At 29.4% G+C, this 22,119-nt stretch carries 24 protein-coding genes; 2 read left to right on the forward strand and 22 right to left on the reverse strand.

The window, feature by feature from the left end:
- Positions 1–32 precede the first annotated feature (32 nt).
- The 19 genes from J1C67_RS03485 to J1C67_RS03575 all read right to left on the reverse strand — a co-directional run bounded on the left by J1C67_RS03485 (position 33) and on the right by J1C67_RS03575 (position 17,582).
- Positions 33–680: a hypothetical protein gene (locus tag J1C67_RS03485; RefSeq protein ID WP_167865791.1), complete on the reverse strand. Its 648-nt coding sequence runs from the start codon at positions 678–680 to the stop codon at positions 33–35.
- A gap of 178 nt (positions 681–858) precedes the next feature.
- Positions 859–1,275, reverse strand: coding sequence for an ATP synthase delta/epsilon chain alpha-helix domain-containing protein (locus tag J1C67_RS03490; RefSeq protein ID WP_167865792.1), 417 nt, complete (start codon positions 1,273–1,275; stop codon positions 859–861).
- A gap of 13 nt (positions 1,276–1,288) precedes the next feature.
- Positions 1,289–2,683, reverse strand: coding sequence for a F0F1 ATP synthase subunit beta (gene atpD / locus J1C67_RS03495; RefSeq protein WP_167865793.1), 1,395 nt, complete (start codon positions 2,681–2,683; stop codon positions 1,289–1,291).
- A gap of 15 nt (positions 2,684–2,698) precedes the next feature.
- On the reverse strand, positions 2,699–3,550 hold the full coding sequence (gene atpG, locus J1C67_RS03500; protein ID WP_167865794.1) for an ATP synthase F1 subunit gamma: 852 nt from the start codon (positions 3,548–3,550) through the stop codon (positions 2,699–2,701).
- A 45-nt stretch (positions 3,551–3,595) separates the two neighbouring features.
- A complete protein-coding gene (gene atpA, locus J1C67_RS03505; RefSeq protein ID WP_089968335.1) occupies positions 3,596–5,101 on the reverse strand; it encodes a F0F1 ATP synthase subunit alpha in 1,506 nt (501 codons plus the stop codon).
- 10 nt (positions 5,102–5,111) lie between these two features.
- Complete coding sequence (locus J1C67_RS03510; RefSeq protein ID WP_089968332.1) at positions 5,112–5,651, reverse strand: F0F1 ATP synthase subunit delta; 540 nt, start codon at positions 5,649–5,651, stop codon at positions 5,112–5,114.
- A gap of 1 nt (position 5,652) precedes the next feature.
- A complete protein-coding gene (locus tag J1C67_RS03515) occupies positions 5,653–6,132 on the reverse strand; it encodes a F0F1 ATP synthase subunit B (RefSeq protein WP_167865828.1) in 480 nt (159 codons plus the stop codon).
- Between the two features lie 40 nt (positions 6,133–6,172).
- Positions 6,173–6,406 carry an ATP synthase F0 subunit C gene (atpE, locus tag J1C67_RS03520; RefSeq protein WP_089968329.1) on the reverse strand — a complete coding sequence of 78 codons (234 nt, stop codon included), beginning with the start codon at positions 6,404–6,406 and terminating at the stop codon, positions 6,173–6,175.
- Between the two features lie 25 nt (positions 6,407–6,431).
- Entirely contained in the window at positions 6,432–7,112 is a 681-nt protein-coding gene (locus J1C67_RS03525) for a F0F1 ATP synthase subunit A (protein WP_167865795.1), read from the reverse strand.
- Positions 7,113–7,478, reverse strand: a complete 366-nt coding sequence (locus J1C67_RS03530) for a hypothetical protein (protein WP_167865796.1) — start codon at positions 7,476–7,478, stop codon at positions 7,113–7,115.
- 754 nt (positions 7,479–8,232) lie between these two features.
- On the reverse strand, positions 8,233–9,417 hold the full coding sequence (locus J1C67_RS03535; protein ID WP_167865797.1) for an acetyl-CoA C-acetyltransferase: 1,185 nt from the start codon (positions 9,415–9,417) through the stop codon (positions 8,233–8,235).
- A 174-nt stretch (positions 9,418–9,591) separates the two neighbouring features.
- On the reverse strand, positions 9,592–10,740 hold the full coding sequence (wecB, locus tag J1C67_RS03540) for a non-hydrolyzing UDP-N-acetylglucosamine 2-epimerase (protein ID WP_278336657.1): 1,149 nt from the start codon (positions 10,738–10,740) through the stop codon (positions 9,592–9,594).
- A 277-nt stretch (positions 10,741–11,017) separates the two neighbouring features.
- The gene (gene upp, locus J1C67_RS03545; RefSeq protein WP_089968317.1) at positions 11,018–11,647 is read right to left on the reverse strand and encodes a uracil phosphoribosyltransferase; all 630 of its coding nucleotides are present in this window, start codon (positions 11,645–11,647) and stop codon (positions 11,018–11,020) included.
- Positions 11,648–11,671: 24 nt separating this feature from the next.
- Positions 11,672–12,121 carry a ribose 5-phosphate isomerase B gene (gene rpiB / locus J1C67_RS03550; RefSeq protein ID WP_089968314.1) on the reverse strand — a complete coding sequence of 150 codons (450 nt, stop codon included), beginning with the start codon at positions 12,119–12,121 and terminating at the stop codon, positions 11,672–11,674.
- Between the two features lie 47 nt (positions 12,122–12,168).
- Positions 12,169–13,218 carry an L-threonylcarbamoyladenylate synthase gene (locus J1C67_RS03555; protein WP_167865798.1) on the reverse strand — a complete coding sequence of 350 codons (1,050 nt, stop codon included), beginning with the start codon at positions 13,216–13,218 and terminating at the stop codon, positions 12,169–12,171.
- A gap of 116 nt (positions 13,219–13,334) precedes the next feature.
- Positions 13,335–13,922 carry a hypothetical protein gene (locus J1C67_RS03560; protein WP_089968306.1) on the reverse strand — a complete coding sequence of 196 codons (588 nt, stop codon included), beginning with the start codon at positions 13,920–13,922 and terminating at the stop codon, positions 13,335–13,337.
- 135 nt (positions 13,923–14,057) lie between these two features.
- Positions 14,058–15,143, reverse strand: a complete 1,086-nt coding sequence (prfA, locus tag J1C67_RS03565) for a peptide chain release factor 1 (RefSeq protein WP_089968303.1) — start codon at positions 15,141–15,143, stop codon at positions 14,058–14,060.
- Between the two features lie 58 nt (positions 15,144–15,201).
- The gene (gene prmC, locus J1C67_RS03570; RefSeq protein WP_167865799.1) at positions 15,202–16,962 is read right to left on the reverse strand and encodes a peptide chain release factor N(5)-glutamine methyltransferase; all 1,761 of its coding nucleotides are present in this window, start codon (positions 16,960–16,962) and stop codon (positions 15,202–15,204) included.
- A 35-nt stretch (positions 16,963–16,997) separates the two neighbouring features.
- Entirely contained in the window at positions 16,998–17,582 is a 585-nt protein-coding gene (locus tag J1C67_RS03575) for a thymidine kinase (protein ID WP_089968298.1), read from the reverse strand.
- 182 nt (positions 17,583–17,764) lie between these two features.
- Here J1C67_RS03575 and rpmE point away from each other — a divergent pair, with 182 nt between their 5' ends.
- Together rpmE and J1C67_RS03585 are read left to right on the forward strand one after the other, a co-directional pair.
- Entirely contained in the window at positions 17,765–17,971 is a 207-nt protein-coding gene (gene rpmE, locus J1C67_RS03580; protein ID WP_089968295.1) for a 50S ribosomal protein L31, read from the forward strand.
- A gap of 260 nt (positions 17,972–18,231) precedes the next feature.
- The gene (locus J1C67_RS03585; RefSeq protein ID WP_167865800.1) at positions 18,232–19,329 is read left to right on the forward strand and encodes an MGDG synthase family glycosyltransferase; all 1,098 of its coding nucleotides are present in this window, start codon (positions 18,232–18,234) and stop codon (positions 19,327–19,329) included.
- Between the two features lie 48 nt (positions 19,330–19,377).
- Here the strand turns inward: J1C67_RS03585 and rho are convergent, their stop codons facing one another.
- From rho to J1C67_RS03600, 3 genes are all read right to left on the reverse strand, one after another.
- Entirely contained in the window at positions 19,378–20,997 is a 1,620-nt protein-coding gene (rho, locus tag J1C67_RS03590) for a transcription termination factor Rho (RefSeq protein ID WP_167865801.1), read from the reverse strand.
- A 189-nt stretch (positions 20,998–21,186) separates the two neighbouring features.
- Positions 21,187–21,489 carry a hypothetical protein gene (locus J1C67_RS03595; RefSeq protein WP_089973275.1) on the reverse strand — a complete coding sequence of 101 codons (303 nt, stop codon included), beginning with the start codon at positions 21,487–21,489 and terminating at the stop codon, positions 21,187–21,189.
- A gap of 211 nt (positions 21,490–21,700) precedes the next feature.
- Entirely contained in the window at positions 21,701–22,114 is a 414-nt protein-coding gene (locus J1C67_RS03600; RefSeq protein WP_089973272.1) for a YwiB family protein, read from the reverse strand.
- Positions 22,115–22,119: the final 5 nt, after the last annotated feature.

Genomic DNA, 22,119 nt, shown 5'->3' on the forward strand with positions numbered 1-22,119 from the left:
AAGCAAATTGGTCTATTATTTTTGAAAGGGCCTTAGTATGTTACGAAAATTATTGGTGTTCCAATAATTATCTGTCTTCCTGAATCGTATTTCATATATCCTATATTAACTCTTTGGTTATCCTTAAACCTTGCCGTAGCTACATAACCATTTTGGATATCTAATTCTTCTAATGTATTTTTTTTGATGCTATCCATTAGCATTTCTTTTGTTTTTTCATAACTTTCTTCTTCTATCTTTCCCTTTATAAAAGCAAAATAGTTTTCTTCATTAGAATTATTATTTTGTAATTTTTCCAATTCCTTCTTTAATGACAAAGAACTCTTTGAACTATTCTTATTAATAACAATTATTTCTACCATAGTTTTATTATTTTCTTTCCACAGTATTACTTTAATATCCTTACTAGAGTCTTTATACATTATTTTATTAGTGCTAAACTGTAAATTTTCAGTTTCACTCTTCTTAAATTCTTTTAATAATCTCTTGTATTCTGTTTCTATATCTACTTTTGAACAATAGTTCATTTTTACACCATTTTCTATAAAATTACCATTTTCTATAATGGCTTGTTCGTTTAAATCAAAAAAAGATGGTGAATTGAAGTTTTTTAATGGTCTAGCTCCAATTAACAATAAAGAAAAGATTACCAGAGGTACTATGCAGATTTTCTTTTTCATAAAATCCCCCCCTACTCTTATTCTAATTATTGTCCCATTTTTTATATTTTATTCATCTGGTGCTATATTATAATATATAAAAATATGTAAAATTTGTGATAGCTTGTCATCATTTATACTAAAACTTATTTAAATTAAAATAAAAAAAATGGTATAATCCAAAAGGATTATACCATTTTTAACTTTTATATATATTTACAGCTTCTATTCTAGACATAGATCTTGCTAATGCCAGTTTTAATCGGTCCTCATCTATATCTTCACTTTTATCTTCTTTTAATCTAACCTCAGCTCTTTCTTTAGCTTGCATAGCTCTATTAAAATCAATCTTGTCTGGTGTTTCTGCACTATCACAACAAAAATTTATTAAGTTATCTTTAATCATAATTATTCCTGATGAGGTGAAATATATTGCATTACTACCATCCAATTTTATAATTTTAGTTACAGTTGGTACTGTACTTAAAATTATAGGTGTATGATTTGCTCTAAATTCTACTTCACCATCTTGACTTCTAGTATGTAGTGCTTGTATTTCTTCAGTAATTGTTGGTGCTCCTGGGGTAATTATATTTACTTTTAAAGTTTTATCCATAACTATCCTCCCCTTACACTAAGGTTTTAGCTTTTTCTACTACGTCTTCTATATTTCCTACAAACAAGAATGCTGATTCAGGTATATCATCATACTTACCTTCTAATATTTCCTTAAATCCTCTTACAGTTTCTTTAACTGTAACGTACTTACCTTTCATTCCAATAAATTGTTCTGCAACAGTAAATGGTTGTGATAAGAATCTTTGAACTCTTCTTGCTCTTGCAACTACCTTTTTATCTTCATCTGAAAGTTCATCTACGCCCAGAATTGCAATAATATCTTGTAATTCCTTATATCTTTCTAATATGTTTTTAACTTCTGTCGCAACATCATAATGTTCTCTACCAACAATTCTAGGATCTAATATTCTTGATGCTGATTCAAGAGGATCAACAGCCGGATATATACCTAGTTCTGCTATACTTCTTGATAAAACTGTTGTTGCATCAAGATGTGAGAACGTTGTTGCTGGTGCTGGATCTGTAAGATCATCAGCTGGAACATATACAGCTTGAACCGATGTTATAGAACCATTCTTAGTTGATGTAATTCTTTCTTGAAGTGCTCCCATTTCAGTTGCTAGTGTTGGTTGATATCCAACTGCTGATGGTGTTCTTCCAAGTAGCGCTGATACTTCTGAACCAGCTTGAGTAAATCTAAATATATTATCTATAAATAATAACACATCCTGACCTTTATCTCTAAAATACTCTGCCATAGTTAAACCAGTTAAAGAAACTCTCATTCTAGCTCCTGGTGATTCATTCATTTGACCAAACACTAAAGCAGTTTTATCTATAACGCCTGATTCTATCATTTCCTTGTATAAATCATTACCTTCTCTTGATCTTTCTCCAACACCTGTAAATACAGATAATCCACCATGTTCTTTAGCTATATTATTTATAAGTTCTTGAATTAAAACAGTTTTTCCGACTCCAGCGCCTCCAAACAAACCTATTTTACCACCTTTTTGATAAGGTGCTAACAAATCTATAACTTTAATTCCAGTCTCAAACATTTCTGGTTCTAAAGATTGCTCTTTAAAAGTTGGTGCCTTTCTATGAATAGGATAATATTCAACTTCCCCTTCTACAGGACCTTTATTATCTATAGTATTTCCAAGCACGTTGAATAGTCTTCCAAGTACAGGCTGGCCAACAGGAACTGTAATACATCTTCCTGTATCAATAGCCTTCATACCTCTTCTTAAGCCTTCTGTTGCTTCCATAGATATTGTTCTAACAATATCATCACCTATATGCTGCTCTACTTCAACTACTAATTGTTTTTCCCCCATATCTATTTTAATTTCATTATAGATATTTGGTAAACCATCAGTATCGAATTTTATATCAACTACTGGTCCAATAACTTGAACTACCTTCCCTATTTTATTAGCCATAGTAATACCTCCTTGCTATTTTTGAGCTGCTGCTCCACCTACTATTTCTGATATTTCTTGTGTAATTGCACTTTGTCTTATTCTATTGAATTTAATTTTAAGTGCCTTTAATATATCATCCGCATTTTGAGTAGCTCCATTCATAGCTGTCATTCTATAGCTCTGTTCACTAGCTTTTGAATGTAACATAGATCTTCTTAATCTACTCTTAAAATATACATCTAAACTTGAATTTAATACTTCATCCATACTAGGTTCTATTAAAAAGTTTCCATTATTTCCTTTAGTTCTATCCATTGGTAATAATTTATCTATTTTAACCTCTTGCTTCATTGGTGATATAAACTTTGTATAAACTATATTAACCTCACATATATCACCTTTCTTAAACATATAAAGTGCATCTTGGTATATAGCTTTAATTTCCCTTACAGTTGGAATATCTGAAATTTCTACATACTGTCCTACAACATCAAACTTGTATCTATTCATGTACGAAATTCCTTTACTCCCAACTATTATTACCTTTGCTCTAGCTTTATCTTTAATAAATAAATTTAGATTATTTGCTACATTTCCATTAAAGCCGCCGCAAAGTCCCATATCAGATGCCATTACAATATATAATTTATCAGAAGTTTTGCCTTTACTTTTTAAATAAGGATTATCAAAGTCCTCAGGTATAACTCCCATTAATTCATTTACTATATCTTCACATAAACTATAATGTTCTTCGCTTGAAGTAAGTTCTTTCCTAGATTTTCTAAGTTTAGAAGTGGCTACAAGACCCATAGCTTTGGTTATTTTTCTTGTACTTTCAACTGACTTTATTCTTCTTTTAATGTCAATAAGTCCTGCTGCTCCCAAAATTCCACCTCCTAAAGAAGTGCATAGCTTTTGAAGCTATGCATCTTATAAAAATATTTTCTTAAATTCTATAACACAGGCTTCTATTTTAACTTTTATTTCATCTGTTAAAATTTTTCCTACAGCTATTTCTTTTAATAAGTCTCTATGATGAGTATCTACATATTCCAAGTATTCTTTTTCAAATTTTCTTATATCCGAAACCTTGATATCTGATAAGAAATCATTAATTACCACATATAGAATTATTACTTGATTTTCAACAGACATTGGAATATATTGATCTTGTTTTAATATTTCTAATAATCTTTTACCTTTTCCAAGTCTCTTTTTTGAATCCTTGTCTAAATCAGATCCAAATTGTGAAAATGCTTCAAGTTCTCTATATTGAGCCAGTTCAAGTCTTAAAGTACTTGTAACTTGCTTCATTGCTTTAATTTGAGCATTTCCTCCAACTCTTGATACAGATATACCTGCATTAACAGCTGGTCTTTGTCCTGAATTAAATAATCCTGATTCTAAGAATATTTGTCCATCTGTAATTGAAATTACATTAGTTGGTATATATGCTGTAACATCACCTGCTAATGTTTCTATTATTGGTAGCGCCGTTAAAGATCCGCCACCTTTTTCTTTTGAAAGCTTAGCCGCTCTCTCAAGCAGTCTTGAATGAATATAGAATACATCTCCAGGATACGCTTCTCTACCCGGTGGTCTCTTTAATAATAATGACATTGTTCTATAAGCTACTGCATGTTTCGAAAGATCATCATATATAATTAATACATCTTTTCCTTGATCCATGAAATATTCTCCCATGCTACATCCAGCATATGGTGCTAAATATTGCAAAGGTGCTGTTTCAGCAGCTGTTCCTGCTACTATTATAGAATAATCTAAAGAACCCATTTCTTCTAAAGTATTAACAATATGAGCTACTGTTGATTGTTTTTGGCCTATTGCAACATAAATACATATTACATCTTTACCTTTTTGGTTCAATATAGTATCTATTGCTAATGCAGTTTTACCAGTTTGTCTATCTCCTATTATAAGCTCTCTTTGTCCTTTACCTATTGGAATCATAGAATCTATAGCTTTAATACCAGTTTGAAGAGGTTCATTTACTGAACTTCTATCTATTATGCTAGGTGCTGGTACTTCTATTGGTCTATATTCAGCAAAATCTATTGGTCCTTTTCCATCAATTTCTTGACCTAGTGAGTTAACTACTCTACCAAGTAATGCTTCACCTACTGGAACCTCAACGATTTTATCAGTTCTTTTTACTATATCGCCTTCTTTTATTCCATTTTCATCTCCTAAAAGAACACATCCAACATTGTCTTGTTCTAAGTTTAAAGCCATACCGTAGACTCCGTTAGGAAATTCTAATAATTCACCTTGCATACAGTCATCTAATCCATAAACTCTAGCAATTCCATCCCCTATTTGTATAATAGTTCCTGAATCTACTGTTACAATCTGTTTTTCATATCTTTCTATTTCTTTTTTAATTATAGACGTTATTTCTTCAGGCTTAATATTCATGACTTCACCTCTATTCCGTTTTAAGCATTAATTCTTCTAATTCTTCTAATTTTGACTTAACTGTTCCGTCAATAACATCATTATTAACTCGAACGTATATCCCACCTAAAATACTTTTATCTATTACCTGCTCTAGGATAATATGTTTATTATATTTGGCTTCTAATTTAGAAACTAGAGTATTAAACTCTTCTTCTTTTAAAGGGACTGTTGTCTTAACAATTCCTTTTAAAGTGTTTTTACGCTCTAAATCTACTTTTTCCATTTGATTAAGTTTTTCTCTTAAAAAAAGTATTCTATCTTTTTCTATAAGAATTAATAAAAATGATAATAATTCTTCATCTATTTTACCTTTAAAGATATTAATAAATGTTTTCTTTTTTTGTTTAGTCCCTATTTGAGGATGTCTAATTACTTCATAAAATTCTTTATTTGTATCTATAATTTCACAGATTTCTCTTAAATCCCTTAGATACTCTTGAACTTTACCTTTTTTTTCTGCTACCTCATAAAGTGCTAAGGCATATCTTCGATCTAGATATTCATGCATACTAGCTACCTACCTTAGATATAAAATTATCAATTAATTCTCTATTTTTTTCTTCATCGATGTTTTTTTCAATTACCTTTTTAGAAATTTCAATAGCTAAAGTTATAGCTTGCTTCTTTAACTCATATTCTGCTTTTTCTTTCTCTCTATTGATTTCTATTTTAGCTCTTTCTAAAATTATTTTAGCTTCAGTGTGAGCCTCACCTATAATTTCTTCATATATTGATTCTGCTTTCTGCTTTTCTCTCTCAGTAATTTTCTTACCTTCTTCTCTTGCAGATTTAAGCATTCTTTCATTTTCTATTGCTAACATTCTTGATTTTTCTTGTTCTTCTTCTGCATTATCTAATTGCTCGTTTATAAGCGCTTCTCTTTCATCAATAATAGCCTTGACCTTATCAAAAAAGAAATATTTTAATATTGCTAACAAACCAATGAAATTAATTATGGTTGCTATTACTATTGAAGGATTTAATTCCATCATATTATTACCTCCTCCTCTCTGGAGTCACTTAAAGCAACTATTTTATTCCAACAAATATTAGAATAATTGATATTAATAATCCATATATAGCTGTTGCTTCTGCGAAACCCGCACCTATAATTAATGCTGTTGTTATTTTTCCGCTTGATTCTGGATTTCTTGAAATACCCTCTACTGCTTTACCTGTTGCTATTCCTATTCCTATTCCTGCTCCTGCTCCTACTAATACTGCTATTGCAGCTGCTATTGCTCTCATTCCTATTGCATCCATTGTTATTTTCCTCCTTAAATTTTGTTTAATGTTCTGATACTATTTTTATATTTATCATGGTCAACATTACAAATATGACCACTTGTATTACCCCATCAAAGATATCAAAATATCCATGTAGTGGTATTGGTAAACCTATTTGTGCTATCCAAGCTACACTGCCTAGAGCTTCATAAACTAATTCTACTAAAATTGTAGCTGCTAATATGTTCCCAAATAATCTTAATGCTAATGATACTGGAAACATTACTCTTTCCAATAAATTTATAGGCAACATTATCGCTACTGGCTGTGCATATCCTTTTAGATATGATCCTATGCCATGATTTTTAATTGCATAGAATTGAACAACAAAGAACGATATTAAACCTAATGATACTGTTACGCTAAAACTTTTGGTTGGCGGTGATATTCCTATAAGACCAACCATATTCATCATAAATATAAATACTGCTGTTGTTCCTATAAACGGAAGTATGTCTAAATACTTCTCTCCAACATTATTTATAATTAATCCCTTTAACGATTTATAAATTGTTTCTACCACAGTTTGCTTTTTACTAGGTTTTATTGATAAGTTTCTTGTAGTCCACCAACATAATAGAGCTATAAAAATAATTATGCCCCATTGAACTACCATCTCAGGAGTTACGTCTATTTTAAATCCTCCTAATGTAAAAGAAACTATAGGCTCTAGAGTTTCCACCTAATCACTTCCCTTCTCACTTTTTACCCAATATATTGTTAGGAATACAAAATGTGATATGTATCCTGTAATATATGCTATTAGATTAATTAACTTACTCATAAAAGGTACTGCTATTCCAACTATTATTAATATCCTTATAAGACCACTTATCGGAAATAACATACCACCTCTTTTTTTTCCTAGCATATTTTTCATAATTTTTCCACCTATAAAAAAATTAGCTAGGGAAACTATAATTCCAAGAAAATAAATAATTGAAAATTTAGTATTAACTGTTATTGATAATATAAGAGAAAGAATAATTCCTCCATACAAATCATATTTTATCATTTCATTAAGAAATTTATTCACGTCTTTACTCATACATCAATACCCCCTAATGACTGTCCTAATTATAATCCTCAAAAAAAATTAAAGGAAACCTCATTTTTAATCAAATTACCTATATTTTGATTGAATTTACTGTCTACATAGGTTTATTCTCAATTTCCTTAACTACATTCATTATTAATAACTTTTGCTAAGTTTATAGTTTTAATTATACAAGCTATATTCATTTAACTGAATTTTCTGTTTTTCTGTTTTTTCTTTCAATTTAATGTTAACATTTTCATTCACGTTTTTTTATCTCTTTTATTCTATTTGAAGTTATTTTTTTAAATAGAATACTTTAACAAATAATTTAATTCAATTCAACCTTTTCACTAAATGAATAAATTTGAATATTAATTATTCATTTTTTTATTTTTTTATTTTTATTTTCGACATTTAATTTACTATTATAATTAAATATTCATATATTAATGTCTATATAGACTAATATCTAGTTTATATAAGTTTTATATACGTTTCACATAAGTTTTATATACGTTTTGCATAAGTTTTATATAAGTTTTATTTGCAATTATTATCCTTTATACAATATTGTTTTTACCAAATTTAATATACCTATTATAAGTTTAATATTATTAAAGTAAAAAGTACTAATTACTATATTTTTTCACATTAATATTTTTATTATTCTCTTTTTTTTAATATTAATTCATGAAATTCTATTTAAGAAATATAATACACACAAAAAAAAAGATCCTAATTAAAGGATCTTTTCAAAATAACATTAGTCTCTTGAAACTATTAATGCTGTTCCCATTCCGCCACCTATACATAAAGTAGCTAAACCAGTTTTTGCATCTCTTTTTTGCATTTCATGAAGTAATGTAACTAATATTCTTCCACCTGATGCTCCAACTGGATGTCCAAGTGCAATTGCTCCACCATTTACATTTACTTTATCCATATCAAAGTTTAAATCTTTTGCTACAGCTAAACTTTGAGCTGCGAAAGCTTCATTAGCTTCGATTAAATCTAAATCTTCAATCTTAAGGTTTGCAACTTCTAAAGCTTTTTTAGTTGCATGGAATGGTCCATAACCCATTATTGATGGTTCTAAACCTCTTTGACCATATGAAACTATTTTAGCTAAAGGAGTAATTCCAAGTTCTTTAGCTTTATCAGCGCTCATTACTACGAAAGCTGCTGCTCCATCATTTATTCCTGAAGCATTTCCTGCTGTTACTGTACCATTTTTTTTGGCAAATGCTGGTCTTAATTTTGCCATCCCTGCCATTGTAGCACCGTATCTTGGAAATTCATCAGTATCAAATACTTTTGGTTCTCCCTTTCTTTGAGGAATTATAACTGGAACTATTTCATCTTTAAATCTTCCAGCTTTAATAGCATTTTCAGCTTTAACTTGAGAATTAACAGCAAATTGATCTTGCTCTTCTCTTGTTAGATTCCATTGTTTAGCTATATTTTCAGCTGTTACACCCATATGATAATTGTTAAATGAATCCCATAGAGCATCATTTATCATTGTATCTACCATTTTACCGTCACCCATTCTTTGTCCCCATCTTGCATCTTTCAATACATATGGTGCTTGTGACATATTTTCCATACCACCTGCAACAACTATATCAGCATCTCCCGCTTTTATCATTTGTGCAGCTAATGCTACAGTTCTTAATCCAGATCCACATACTTTATTTATAGTCATAGCTGGAACTTCTACTGGCAATCCTGATTTTATAGCTGCTTGCCTTGCAATATTTTGTCCAAGACCCGCTTGTATTACATTACCCATTACAACTTCATCTACTAATTCACCACGAACGCCAGCCTTCTCAATAGCTGCTTTAATTACAAGAGCACCTAAATCTGCTGCAGAAACATCTTTTAATGCTCCTCCAAATGCCCCAATTGCTGTTCTTACTGCACTTACAATAACTACTTCTCTCATATTCACAATACCTCCTAATTTTCATCGTTTGAATTGTCCAACTTGTTAAACAATTAACACAATTCAATTATAACACTTTTAATTCTATAATCAACTAAATTTTAGTTTTTTTTCCCACTTTAAGATATAAAAATAACTAGTCGCGTAAACAACTAGTTATTTTTATGATTAATACTATCTCTTAAATTCTTCTACTTCTTCTTCTCTTAACCCGTAGTATTTTTCAATGGCATCTGCAATTCTTTTTGAAGCATTACCATCACCATATGGATTAACTGATTTACTCATTTTTAAATATTCTTCTTCGTTATTTAATAAAGTGTTTGCATTTTCTACTATTGTTTTTATATTAGTTCCTACCAATTTAACCGTTCCATAAGATACTGCCTCTGGTCTTTCAGTTACATCTCTTAAAACTAATACTGGTTTACCAAGATGTGGTGCTTCTTCTTGAAGCCCGCCAGAATCAGTCATAACCATAAATGATTTATTCATTAAGTTATGTGTTTCTTTAGTATCTAATGGCGGTAACAAGTGAACTCTTTCTATTCCGCCTAATTTTCTATAGACTACATCTTTAACAACTGGGTTTAAGTGCACTAAATAAACTAATTCTACATCCTTATTAGCTTCTACAATAGCTTTTAAAGACTCACAAATATTATTTATACCCTCTCCCCAATTTTCTCTTCTATGAGCTGTAATCATAATAACTTTCTTATTTTGAAAATCTATTTTATTTAATTCTTCATTTTCAAATATATAACCATCTTTCACAGTATGAAGCATTGCATCTATTACAGTATTTCCTGTTATATATATTTCTTCTTCCTTTACTCCTTCTCTTAGAAGATTATTCTTTGAGCCACTTGTTGGTGCAAAGTGTAAATCTGCTAATCCTCCAGTAAGTTTTCTATTCATTTCTTCTGGAAATGGAAAATATTTATCAAAGGTTCTAAGCCCAGCTTCAACATGACCAACTTTTATTTGTTGATAAAACGCAGCAAGTGCGCCTGAAAATGTAGTTGTTGTATCTCCATGTACTAATATCATATCAGGTTTTTCATTTATAAAAACCTCTTCAAGTCCTTCTAAAACTCTATTAGTTATTCCAGTTAAGGTCTGCTTTGTTTTCATTATATTTAAATCAAAATCTGGAATAATATCAAAATACTCTAAAACTTGATCTAACATTTCTCTATGTTGTGCTGTTACACACACCTTTATATCTATGCCCTCTCTAGTTCCAAGTTCCTTTACTAATGGAGCCATTTTTATAGCCTCTGGCCTCGTTCCAAATATTGTTATAATTTTCTTTTTCAATGAAATCACTCCTTAATATATCAATACCCTTTTTATAACTTCTATAATTATACACTCTATCTATTGCACAATACAAATTTTCAAAATATTATTTAATTAATTAATTTTCAAACTTTAATAATCTTAAATAAAAGTTTAAATTATAATATATATTTTGAGCCATACTATGATATAGAGTTCACCGATAGTTGTACTATCAGTGAACTCTATTAAGCAAGTATGATTCAAAATAGAATATAATATTAACTATTTTTTTGAATATACTATAATTATTAAATTATTTTGTTCCGTATAATCTATCCCCAGCATCTCCAAGACCTGGTATTATATATCCCTTTTCATTTAACCTTTCATCTATCCCAGCTACATATATGTCTACATCTGGATGAGTTTCTTGTACAAGTTTAATACCTTCTGGTGATGATATTAAACATACAAGTCTTAGGTTCTTAGCACCCTTTTTCTTTAATAAAGTAAGAGCATCTGCAGCCGATCCTCCTGTTGCAAGCATAGGGTCTACAACCATTACATCTCTTTCTGCAATATCTTGTGGTAATTTACAGAAATATTCTACTGGTTGAAGCGTTTCTTCATCTCTGTATAAACCTATATGTCCAATTTTAGCTGCTGGAATTAGTTTTAACATTCCATCCACCATACCAAGACCTGCTCTTAGTATTGGAACTATAGCTATTTTCTTTCCTGATAACATTTTACACTTTGTTTTGCAAATTGGTGTTTCGATTTCTACTTCTTCTGTAGCCAAATCTCTAGTTACTTCATATGCCATAAGCATTGAAACTTCTTCAACTAATTCCCTAAAATCTTTAGCACCTGTATTCTTACTTCTTATAAAAGCTAATTTATGAAGTATTAATGGATGTTCTACTTGTATTACTCTGCTCATTAAAAATTCCTCCAATATGTTTTATTATTTAATATATTTTTTTTCAATAGCTGTTATTTTATCAATTCTTGCTTGATGTCTGTCACCTTCGAATTTAGCATTTAAGAAAGTTTTAACTATATCTAATGCTAACCCTGGGCCTACAGATCTTGCCCCTAATGCTAATATATTTGCATTATTATGTTCTCTAGTTGCATGTGCACTAAAGGTATCTGAACATAAAGCAGCTCTTATTCCTGGCACCTTGTTTGCAGCAATGCTTATACCTATACCCGTACCGCATACTAATATACCAAATTCAAATTCTTTAGCCACTATAGCTTCCGCCACTTTCAACGCATAATCTGGATAATCGCAAGATGCCTTGCTATTTGTCCCAAAATCTTTTACATCATAGTTCTCTGATTTTAAAAAGTTTATTATTTCCTCTTTTAAATCCACTCCACCGTGGTCTGACCCTATTGCTATTTTCATAATAAGAGATCCCTCCTAATTATTAAGGCACTTCAAAAATCAAATGCCTAAACTTCTATTATATCAAATCCGGCTGCCTTATTTAGCCTATTCATAATAGCTACTCCTACACCCTTTTCTTCAAAAGCTTCACATAGAATTAAATCTACACCTAAATCATCACAACTTCTAAGAGCCTCAAAAATATTTTTAGCTATCTCAGCTAAAATAAATTCACTTCCTAAAGAAATAATTTTACCCTTTGGAAATTTATTCGCATTTTCGTCTGTGCATAAAATAGCTACATTTTTATTTTTTTCTATATAATTGTCTACTATTTCTTTAATTTTATCAATAGTTTTTTCTTTATTTCCACTTATTATTTTAAGTTTAGCCCTTGGTGCATAGTGTCTATATTTCATTCCTGGTGCCTTTGGCTTTAAATCAGGGCTAGGTTTTCCTTTAATTGACTCATCAATATTTATCCCAGGATGGAACTCTCTTAACATTTCTAGGGTTATTCCACCAGGTCTTAATACCACCGGTGGGTTAACAGTACAATCTACTATTGTGGATTCTACCCCAATCTCGCTTCTATTTCCACCTAATATGTAGTCAACCTTACCATATAAATCTTCAACACATCTTTCAACTTCTGTTGGACTTGGTCTACCTGATATATTAGCAGAAGGTGCTGCTATTGGTCTATTTGACATCTCTATTAACTTTAATGCTATTTCATTATTCGGCATCCTTATACCTATTGTACTAAGTCCTGCACTTGTTGCATCAGGAATAATATTATTTTTTTCTAATATTATTGTTAAAGGACCTGGCCAAAATTTATCAATAAGTTTTTTTGCAATTTCTGGTATGTTTAAAACTAAACCACTTATATCCTTATTTGCAACATGTACAATTAATGGATTATCTTGAGGTCTACCCTTTGCCTTAAATATTTTTGAAACAGCTTGAGGATCTAATGCATTTGCTCCTAGCCCATAAACTGTTTCTGTTGGGAATGCTACTGTACCATTATTTTGAATAATGTTTGCGGCTTCTTTTATATATTTATTATCATTTTCTATATCTTTTATTATAGCTACCTTTGTTTGCAAAATATCTACCTTCTTTATTTTAGGCACTTGAAAAAATAATAGACTAACAATTGGTCTATTATTTTTTTAAAAGTGTCTTAATGTTCTTCTATAATCGGGATTATTTTTTCAGTTGCCTAAATATCAATTTGACCTCTAGCTATTTTTATATTTTCAATAGCTGATGAGGTATATGTAGCTCTAACACAATTTTTATAAATAGCATCAAGTAACTCGTACTTTTTAAGAGCACCTTTTCTAACTACCTGAAAATAAAATACATGTTCAGGTGTTAATTTTTTTATTTTTAAATATTCTTCTGCCCCTTCGGAATACTTCTTTATAAATCCTTGTGTTATAGGTTTTAATCCTCTATTTTTAAAATTTACTGCTGTAACAATAATAATTTCTAATTCATCCTTTTCTTTACTAGTATGAACTAATGCAACTTTATCACATAATATTAAACTTTCTTTTATAAATAATCCACTTTTTATTTTTAGTCTATTATTATTACATACAAATTTTAATCCATGATAATTTAACTTTATTATAATTTTCAATATTATCAACAACTCTATAAATCCTAAATATATCCATAAAAATAGAGATTGTATTCCTGATAAATAGGCTGTTAAAGGAAGAGTTATGAAAAGTAATATCATCACTGTAAATAATTGATTCTTACTTTTACTTTCTTTTTTCAAAGCCTTATTTATATTCATACTTTACCTCCAATTATTCTAAAAGCCCTACGTTTTATAACGTAAGGGAGCTTCAAAAAAATAACTAGTAAGATTAGATTCTCTGACTTGTTATTTTCTTTCAGCTCCTTAAGGATTTTTAGATGCCAACTAATACTAAATAGTATCAGTATTTCCCATTTTCTTCATTTTCTCTGCTTGATCTGCTGTAATTAATGCATTAATTACTTCTTGTATATCTCCACTTAAATAACTTTCTAATTTATATAAAGTTAATCCTATTCTATGATCAGTTACTCTTCCTTGTGGATAGTTATATGTTCTTATTCTTTCACTTCTATCCCCTGAACCAACTTGACTTCTTCTATCTTCAGCAATCCCGGCTGATCTCTCTGCTTGTGCTGCATCAAATAATCTTGATCTTAAAACCTTCATAGCTTTTTCTTTGTTTTTAAGTTGTGATTTTTCATCTTGACATGCAACAACAACTCCAGATGGTATATGAGTTATTCTTACAGCTGAATCGGTTGTATTTACACATTGACCACCGTTACCTGAAGATCTGTACGTATCTATTCTTAAATCTTTATCTTCTATTTTTATTTCAACATCGTCAACTTCTGGAAGAACAGCTACAGTTGCTGTAGATGTATGTATTCTACCACTTGATTCAGTCTCTGGAACTCTTTGAACTCTGTGCACTCCACTTTCATATTTAAGTTTTGAATATGCTCCATTTCCCTTAATCATAAATACTACTTCTTTGAATCCACCGATATCATTTTCGTTTAAACTCATTATTTCAGTAGTCCATCTTTGCGTTTCTGCATATCTTGTGTACATTCTAAAAAGATTATATGAGAAAAGAGCGGCTTCATCACCACCAGCTCCACCTCTAATTTCAACAAAAACATTTTTATCATCATTAGGGTCTTTTGGTAGTAATAAAATTTGTATTTTATCTGCTAATTCTACCTCTTTTTTTGTAAGGTCAGAAATTTCTTCATTTAGCATTTCTCTCATTTCTCTATCACTTTCATCATTTAGCATTTCTTTATTTGATTGTAATTCTTCTGTTACATCTCTATACTCTCTATAAGCTGTAACTACAATTTCTAAATCTGAGTGCTCCTTGCAAAGCTTTCTCCATTCATTTTGATTTGCCATAATTGAAGGGTCTGATATTTTCACTGATAATTCATCATATTTATTTTCTATAAAAGCTAGTTTATCTAATAACATGCTATCACTCCGTACTCTATTTTTTTACATTGCTGTATTATATCACAATAAGCCTCTACTAATCAACTATTAGAGCCCCTATTGCAACTCTGTCTAATCCTGATAAATCTTTAATGACTCTAATATTCTTAAAACCAGCATCCGTCATTAATTTTTTTAGTTCCTCTGCTTGATCATGGCCTATCTCAAATGATAATATTCCATTTTCATTTAATACATTTTTACTTTCGTCTATTATTCTCTTATAGAAGCATAACCCATCCTCTCCACCTGATAAAGCTGTATGAGGTTCATAATTTTTTACATCATCCATCAATGTATCTATAACTTTTTCTTTTATATATGGTGGATTTGAGACTATTAAATCATATTTTTTATTATCTTCTATAGGTTTTTCTAATAGATTACTTTTTATAAATGTTGCTCTCTCATTTAAATTATGTCTATTTAAATTTTTTATAGTTATTTTTTCTGGCACTTTATAATAATCTATCAAATCTATGTTTATATTATTTCTATAATGTGCAAGTGCTATACCTATTGCACCACTTCCACAACATAAATCACAAACTTTTACTTCTTTATCCTTAGAAATTAACTTTAATACCTCTTCAACTAACACTTCAGTATCAGCTCTTGGTATTAATACACCTTCTTCCACATATAAATCTAGACCCATAAATTCAGTTTCACCTAATATATAACTTATAGGCATCTTTTTAACTCTTTTGTTTACTAACTCTAAATAATCTTTTTTAAACTTATTATTTATTTTTTCATCTCTATTAGTTATAAGATATATTCTATTACGTTCTATAATCTTACCTAATAATAATTGGGTATCTAAAATATAAGTATCTATTTCTACTTTTTTAAGTTTTTCCACTCCAAATTGTAACAATTCTCCAATTGTCTTTTCCGGTTCTTCAAGACCTTCTGCTGCTAGAAGTGCTGCAATAGCAACCTCTATTTGTGAATCATCAGGTTCCCTAGTTGTTAATCCTTGCAATTTTAAACCTGGATATGAAATTATTTGTGCCAATTTGCTATTACTTTTACCTAGCCATTTAATAATTTCATAAGTTATACCTGATATTATAGGAATCAAAACTATTCTTAGCCCTAATCGTTGTATAAAACTTCCCCAACCTGTAAATGTAAAAATAACTACACTTACCATCATAATTAAGAACAGAAAATTTGTTCCACATCTTGGATGGAATCTACCATATTTCTTAACATTTTCTACAGTTAGCTCTTCTTCAGCTTCATAACAAAATATTGTCTTATGTTCTGCACCATGATATTGGAACACTCTGAATATATCCTCCATTTGGCTAATTCCATAAATATAAGCGATTAATATTATAATCCTAATTACTGCCTCTATTAAATTAAGTGCTATAGGTGTTAGTCCAAAGCCCTTAAACAAAGATGCTACCCCTGTTGGTATTGCCATAAATAATACTACTGCAATCACCATTGATAATGTCATTGTCATTCCAATAATTATATCATTACTTTTTTCTCCAAATTTACCTTTAAGCCAGTCTTCAAATTTTGATGGCTCTGTCTCTTCAAAAAATGAAGCTGAATAATTAAGAGTTTTTATTCCTATTATTAATGAGTCTATAAGTATAAATATCCCTCTTATAAAAGGTATATTTAGAATCTTATGTTTCTTAGTTATTGAAACCACTTTTTGAAAATCTATCTCTATATTTCCTTTTGGAGTTCTAACTGCTGTAGCAAGTCCGCTGCTGCCGCGCATCATTACACCTTCAATAACAGCTTGACCCCCAACACTAGTCTTTTTCATATAAATCCCTCATTCCATTAGTTTTTTGAAACTCCCTAACTTTTCTTATATTTAAAGAAGCAATGCCCACAAAGAGATTCATATTCTACGTTATCTATATTATCTATGGCTATTTGTTGACCTTCAAATACAAATTTATCGTTTATTTTTCTTCCATTAAACAAAGCCTTTCTGCCACACTTACATATAGTTTTCATTTCTTCTATTGTATGAGCAATTAAAAGTAATCTTGTACTGCCCTCAAACCCCTGTGTTTTGAAATCTGTTCTTAATCCATAACATATAACAGGTATATCTAGCCCTACTGCCACCTCAAATAATTGATCTATTTGTATACTTTTTAAAAATTGAACCTCATCTACAAGTAAACAATCAATTTTACCTTTTTCTTTATACAATGCTTCAACATTTTTAAATATATCATCGTCCTCTGCTACAAGTATATCTACTTTTCTTTCTACTCCAAGCCTTGAAACTACCTTTTCCCCACCTTTTTTATCTGTAGATGGTTTTAAAAGTAAAGAATTCATTCCTCTTTCTTTATAATTATGAGCTACTTGCATAAGATGTGTTGATTTACCTGAATTCATAGCTCCATATCTAAAATATAATTTACTCATTTAAAATTTCTCCTTTATCACTGCGTATATATATCGATTATAGCATTTAAATATCCCTTTAAAAAGACATTTTTTTGAGTATTAACCACTTCAAAACTTGACTGTTTTTTGACCATATGCTATAATTTAAAAGTTATTTGAACAAACCGTAAGGTCACAAATTTAGAAACGAGGTGAAAAATATGAGAGAAGGCATACATCCAGAATATAACCACAACGCAGTGGTTAAGTGTGCATGTGGAAATTCCTTTGAAACTGGTTCAGTTAAAGATGAACTTAAAGTAGAAATATGCTCTAAATGCCACCCATTCTTCACTGGCAAGCAAAAACTAATTGATATTGGTGGAAGAGTTGATAAATTCAACAAAAGATTTAATCTTAACAAATAAGAATAAGAAATTCTGGGAAAGACATGTTCTTTCCCATTTTTCTTATCTAAAAATATTCTACTACTATTTAATAGATAATAATGTTATATTATACTAATTAATGTTAAAATAAATAATAAGACATATCAACATATTGACTATTTTTTTGAAGATACCTTATTAAAAATAATTAAGGCACTTGAAAAAAATAATAGCCTATCAAATTGATCTATTATTTTTTTGAAAGTGCCTAAGTTTATGAAAAGTGAGTGTAATGATATATGAAAAAGATTTTAATTTTAACAGCTTCTACAGGAGAAGGTCATAATCAAGCTGCTAATTCTATTGCCGAAAATTTTAAAGCAAGAGGATATGAAGTAATAAAAAATGATTTTTTAAAAAGTAATGGTAAATTTTTAGACACTATTTTAGTGGGGGGTTATGAAGTTCTTGCCTCTATATTTCCTAAACTTTATGGAATTTCTTATAAACTAACTGATGGTCCATTCAATAATAAGCTTTTATCATTACTTTTTTTATTTACAAATAAAAAAGTTCTAAAACTTATTAATAAAATTAAACCAGATGTAATATTACTTACACACCCATACGCAGTAAACATAATTGGAACCTTAAAAAGAAAAGGCTTAAATATACCTGCAATTTCTATAGTAACTGATTTTAAGGCTCACGGCACTTATATAGATAGTAATATTAATGTTTATATAACTGGTAGCGAAAACACAAAGGAAAGTCTTATTGAAAAAGGTATAGACTCCAATAAAATTTTTGCTTATGGAATACCTGTAAAAGAAGAATTCCTTAATATAGTTCCTGGACTCCTATCTACTAAAGATGAAGATTACTTTAACATTCTTTTAATGAGCGGAAGTATGGGGCTTAAAAATATATCCTACGTAGTTAAAGAATTACTTAATAATTCTCATAAACTTAGAATTACAGTAGTATGTGGAAATAATAATAAATTAAAGGACAGTTTATCTAATGAATATAATAATAGAATAAAAGATAAAAAACTTCATATTCTTGGTTTTTCTAAAGATATTGCATCCTTAATGGATTATTCAGATTTAATAATAACTAAACCTGGTGGCTTAACCATAACTGAAGCCATTAATAAAACCTTACCTATTATAATTCCGTTTTGTATTCCAGGCCAAGAAATGCAAAATACAGATTTTTTAACTTCAAATGGATATGCCCTATATGTAGATAATCTTTTAGAATTGAATCTAAATGTAGACAATCTTTTAGATAACCCTGCATTATTAGAACAAATGCGTAATAAACTAGCTAAGCTAGCTTCAACTTATTCTAAAGAAAAAATAGTTGATATTGCAGATGACCTTATAAAATAGAAATTTTCAAAAAAGACTAGTTGTTTTTTAAACAACTAGTCTTTCTTATTACTTTTTATCTATTCCATTTTTTGAAAATATATTGATAAATTCTTCATTATCTTTTGTCTTTGATAGCATATTAATTAATTTTTCAGTTACGTTACCTATATTTCCTTCTTTATACATAACCTTTCTAATATTGTATGCCACATCTCTTTCTTCATTGTTTAATATTAATTCTTCTTTTCTAGTACCTGATTTATATATATCAATAGCAGGGAATATTCTTCTTTCTTGTAATTTTCTATCTAAGTGAACTTCCATGTTCCCTGTACCCTTAAATTCTTCATAAATCATATCATCCATTCTTGATCCAGTATCAACAAGCGCTGTAGCTAATATTGTTAAACTACCACCCTCTTCTATTTTCCTTGCTGCTCCAAAGAATTTCTTTGGCATAATTAAAGCACCTGGATCTAATCCACCAGATAATGTTCTTCCAGTCGGATTTATTGTTAAATTATAAGCTCTTGCAAGCCTAGTTAAACTATCAAGTAGTATCACTACATCTTTCCCATGCTCAACCATTCTCTTAGCTCTTTCTAAAACCATTTGCGCTACTTTAGCATGATTTTGTGGTTCTTCATCAAAAGTTGAATAAACAACATCTCCATTTATTGAACGTTTCATATCTGTTACTTCTTCTGGTCTTTCATCAATAAGTAACACTATCAAAGTTACTTCTGGATAATTAGTAGATATATTTTGAGCTATTTTTTTTAATAATGTAGTTTTCCCAGCTTTTGGAGGAGCAACTATAATACCTCTTTGTCCTTTACCTATTGGACAAACTATATCCATTAATCTTGAAGATAAATCATTCTCATTATTTGTTTCTAATCTTAATCTTTCTTTTGGATATATAGGTGTCAATTTCTCAAAATATTTTCTGCATATAGCGCTTTCTGGATGATCTCCATTTACTTTTTCAACAAAAAGTAAGGCTTTGAACTTTTCGCCATCCTTAGCCTGTCTAATCTTACCTAAAACTTCATCTCCAGTTCTTAAATTAAATCTTCTTATTTGTGCTGGTGATACATAAATATCGCCTTCACCTGTTAAGTAATTATTGCATCTTAAGAAACCAAAATTATTACTTTCTAATATCTCTAAAATACCCTTTTCACTCGTTGATTCATCTATCATAGCTTTTAGTCTTTCTTGCTTTTCTTCTGCAAGCTGCCTTGAATTAGTTTCTTCTGTTTTTGTATCTCCCATTTCATTTCTCCTAGTTTCACTAGTCTTAAATGGATAATCTACAGCTTCATTTTTTCTAGTTTCACTAGTTTTAAATGGATAATCTACAGTTTCGTTTTTTCTAGTTTCACTAGTTTTAAATGGATAATCTACAGTTTCATTTTTTCTAGTTTCACTAGTTTTAAACGGATAATATGGAGCTTCTATAGGCTTAGATTCTTCTTTAACCGCTATTATTTCTTCTCTATTTTTAGGCGCTATATTTTCTTTTAATATAACCCCATCTTTTTCAACACTATTTGGAGCATTTTGTACAATTTCTTCTACAAGCTCACTTTTTTTTAACTTACTAATATTTTTTATTCCCATGTCTTTAGCTACTTCTTTAAGTTCTACTAAAGTCATCTTTGTATACGCTTCTTTTGTCACTACGAAACCTCCAATTAGATAAAATATTTTATTTTTGTTTGAAATTATATTAAAGAGCTTATTCTAAGATTTGCACTCTAAGATTTGATTGCATAAGATTTTTTATGTGTAAATTATATTGTGTGTAAGCTATATTATGTCCTACTTTATTTAAATTTTCAAGTAATTTTATTATTTTTTGAAAGCACCTTATATTATTTGTTCTAAATATTTTTCAATTTTAAAATAGATTTCTCTAAAATCTCTATTTATTAAGAGCTTTTCTTCTGCTTTTTTTATATTATAATTTACACTCTTTTCACTACTTATATTAAACATTAACTTTATTTCTTCCCTATTTAAACATTTATAATTCTTTAATAACAATAATAATAAATATCTATTTTCTTTTTTCTTTATAATATTTTTAATTTCCTCAAAGTCTTCACCTAAATAACTACTTAAAACACTAATAATTATTGTTGTTTTATTTAATTTAGTTATATTATTCAAATTTATCACTCCACATTGTTTTTTAAAAGTATATCCTTTAAACTAATTATTATACATTGTTTGGAAGTTTATTTATTTGAAATACCCTAAGATGATCAAAGAGAATATTGATTAATTCTCAATATCCTCTTTATGTAACTGAACTAAAATAACAAGCTAGTCTATTTGGTGCCACACGTCTCCCTTTGACTTATTGTTTTTTTTAAATTCCTTATAATTTTATATTAATCCAAATTTCTGTTATTATAGGTGGTTGACCTGAAAACCCCATATTATATTTTGCCCTAATATCTCCACCATTTTCATCAACATTTATTTCCAATTCTTCTGTATGTATTTGTAAATCCATTACACCATATGGTGTACTATATAAGGATATTGCTGTTTTATCTAATTCAAACTCCATTTTTGTATTAGTTGTTCCTGTTCTTTCTAAAATGAAATTTTCTTCAAAAATATTAATTGTAGTTACAGTTCCTTTCATCCCCGAAAGCTCAGTTTCTTTATAAATCGCTTTAAAGATTCCATCTTCAATTATAAAGTCTCCAGGAGTAATAACTTCTATACTATCTTTTTTATCTAGTTCAGAAATACTCTTAACTGAAATAATCGCCTTTTTTTTCATAGCTA

Origin of the sequence: Clostridium gasigenes (assembly GCF_017348895.1) — a bacterium.
In the GTDB taxonomy this organism is placed as follows: Bacteria; Bacillota; Clostridia; order Clostridiales; family Clostridiaceae; genus Clostridium; species Clostridium gasigenes.

Coding starts and splice junctions, on each gene's coding strand:
- J1C67_RS03485 (WP_167865791.1), bottom strand. CDS start 680: ATGAAAAAGAAAATCTGCATAGTACCTCTGGTAATCTTTTCTTTATTG.
- J1C67_RS03490 (WP_167865792.1), bottom strand. CDS start 1,275: ATGGATAAAACTTTAAAAGTAAATATAATTACCCCAGGAGCACCAACA.
- atpD (WP_167865793.1), bottom strand. CDS start 2,683: ATGGCTAATAAAATAGGGAAGGTAGTTCAAGTTATTGGACCAGTAGTT.
- atpA (WP_089968335.1), bottom strand. CDS start 5,101: ATGAATATTAAGCCTGAAGAAATAACGTCTATAATTAAAAAAGAAATA.
- J1C67_RS03510 (WP_089968332.1), bottom strand. CDS start 5,651: ATGCATGAATATCTAGATCGAAGATATGCCTTAGCACTTTATGAGGTA.
- J1C67_RS03515 (WP_167865828.1), bottom strand. CDS start 6,132: ATGGAATTAAATCCTTCAATAGTAATAGCAACCATAATTAATTTCATT.
- atpE (WP_089968329.1), bottom strand. CDS start 6,406: ATGGATGCAATAGGAATGAGAGCAATAGCAGCTGCAATAGCAGTATTA.
- J1C67_RS03530 (WP_167865796.1), bottom strand. CDS start 7,478: ATGAGTAAAGACGTGAATAAATTTCTTAATGAAATGATAAAATATGAT.
- J1C67_RS03535 (WP_167865797.1), bottom strand. CDS start 9,417: ATGAGAGAAGTAGTTATTGTAAGTGCAGTAAGAACAGCAATTGGGGCA.
- upp (WP_089968317.1), bottom strand. CDS start 11,647: ATGAGCAGAGTAATACAAGTAGAACATCCATTAATACTTCATAAATTA.
- rpiB (WP_089968314.1), bottom strand. CDS start 12,121: ATGAAAATAGCAATAGGGTCAGACCACGGTGGAGTGGATTTAAAAGAG.
- J1C67_RS03560 (WP_089968306.1), bottom strand. CDS start 13,922: ATGAATATAAATAAGGCTTTGAAAAAAGAAAGTAAAAGTAAGAATCAA.
- prfA (WP_089968303.1), bottom strand. CDS start 15,143: ATGTTATTAGATAAACTAGCTTTTATAGAAAATAAATATGATGAATTA.
- prmC (WP_167865799.1), bottom strand. CDS start 16,962: ATGAAAAAGACTAGTGTTGGGGGTCAAGCTGTTATTGAAGGTGTAATG.
- J1C67_RS03575 (WP_089968298.1), bottom strand. CDS start 17,582: ATGAGTAAATTATATTTTAGATATGGAGCTATGAATTCAGGTAAATCA.
- rpmE (WP_089968295.1), top strand. CDS start 17,765: ATGAGAGAAGGCATACATCCAGAATATAACCACAACGCAGTGGTTAAG.
- J1C67_RS03585 (WP_167865800.1), top strand. CDS start 18,232: ATGAAAAAGATTTTAATTTTAACAGCTTCTACAGGAGAAGGTCATAAT.
- J1C67_RS03600 (WP_089973272.1), bottom strand. CDS start 22,114: ATGAAAAAAAAGGCGATTATTTCAGTTAAGAGTATTTCTGAACTAGAT.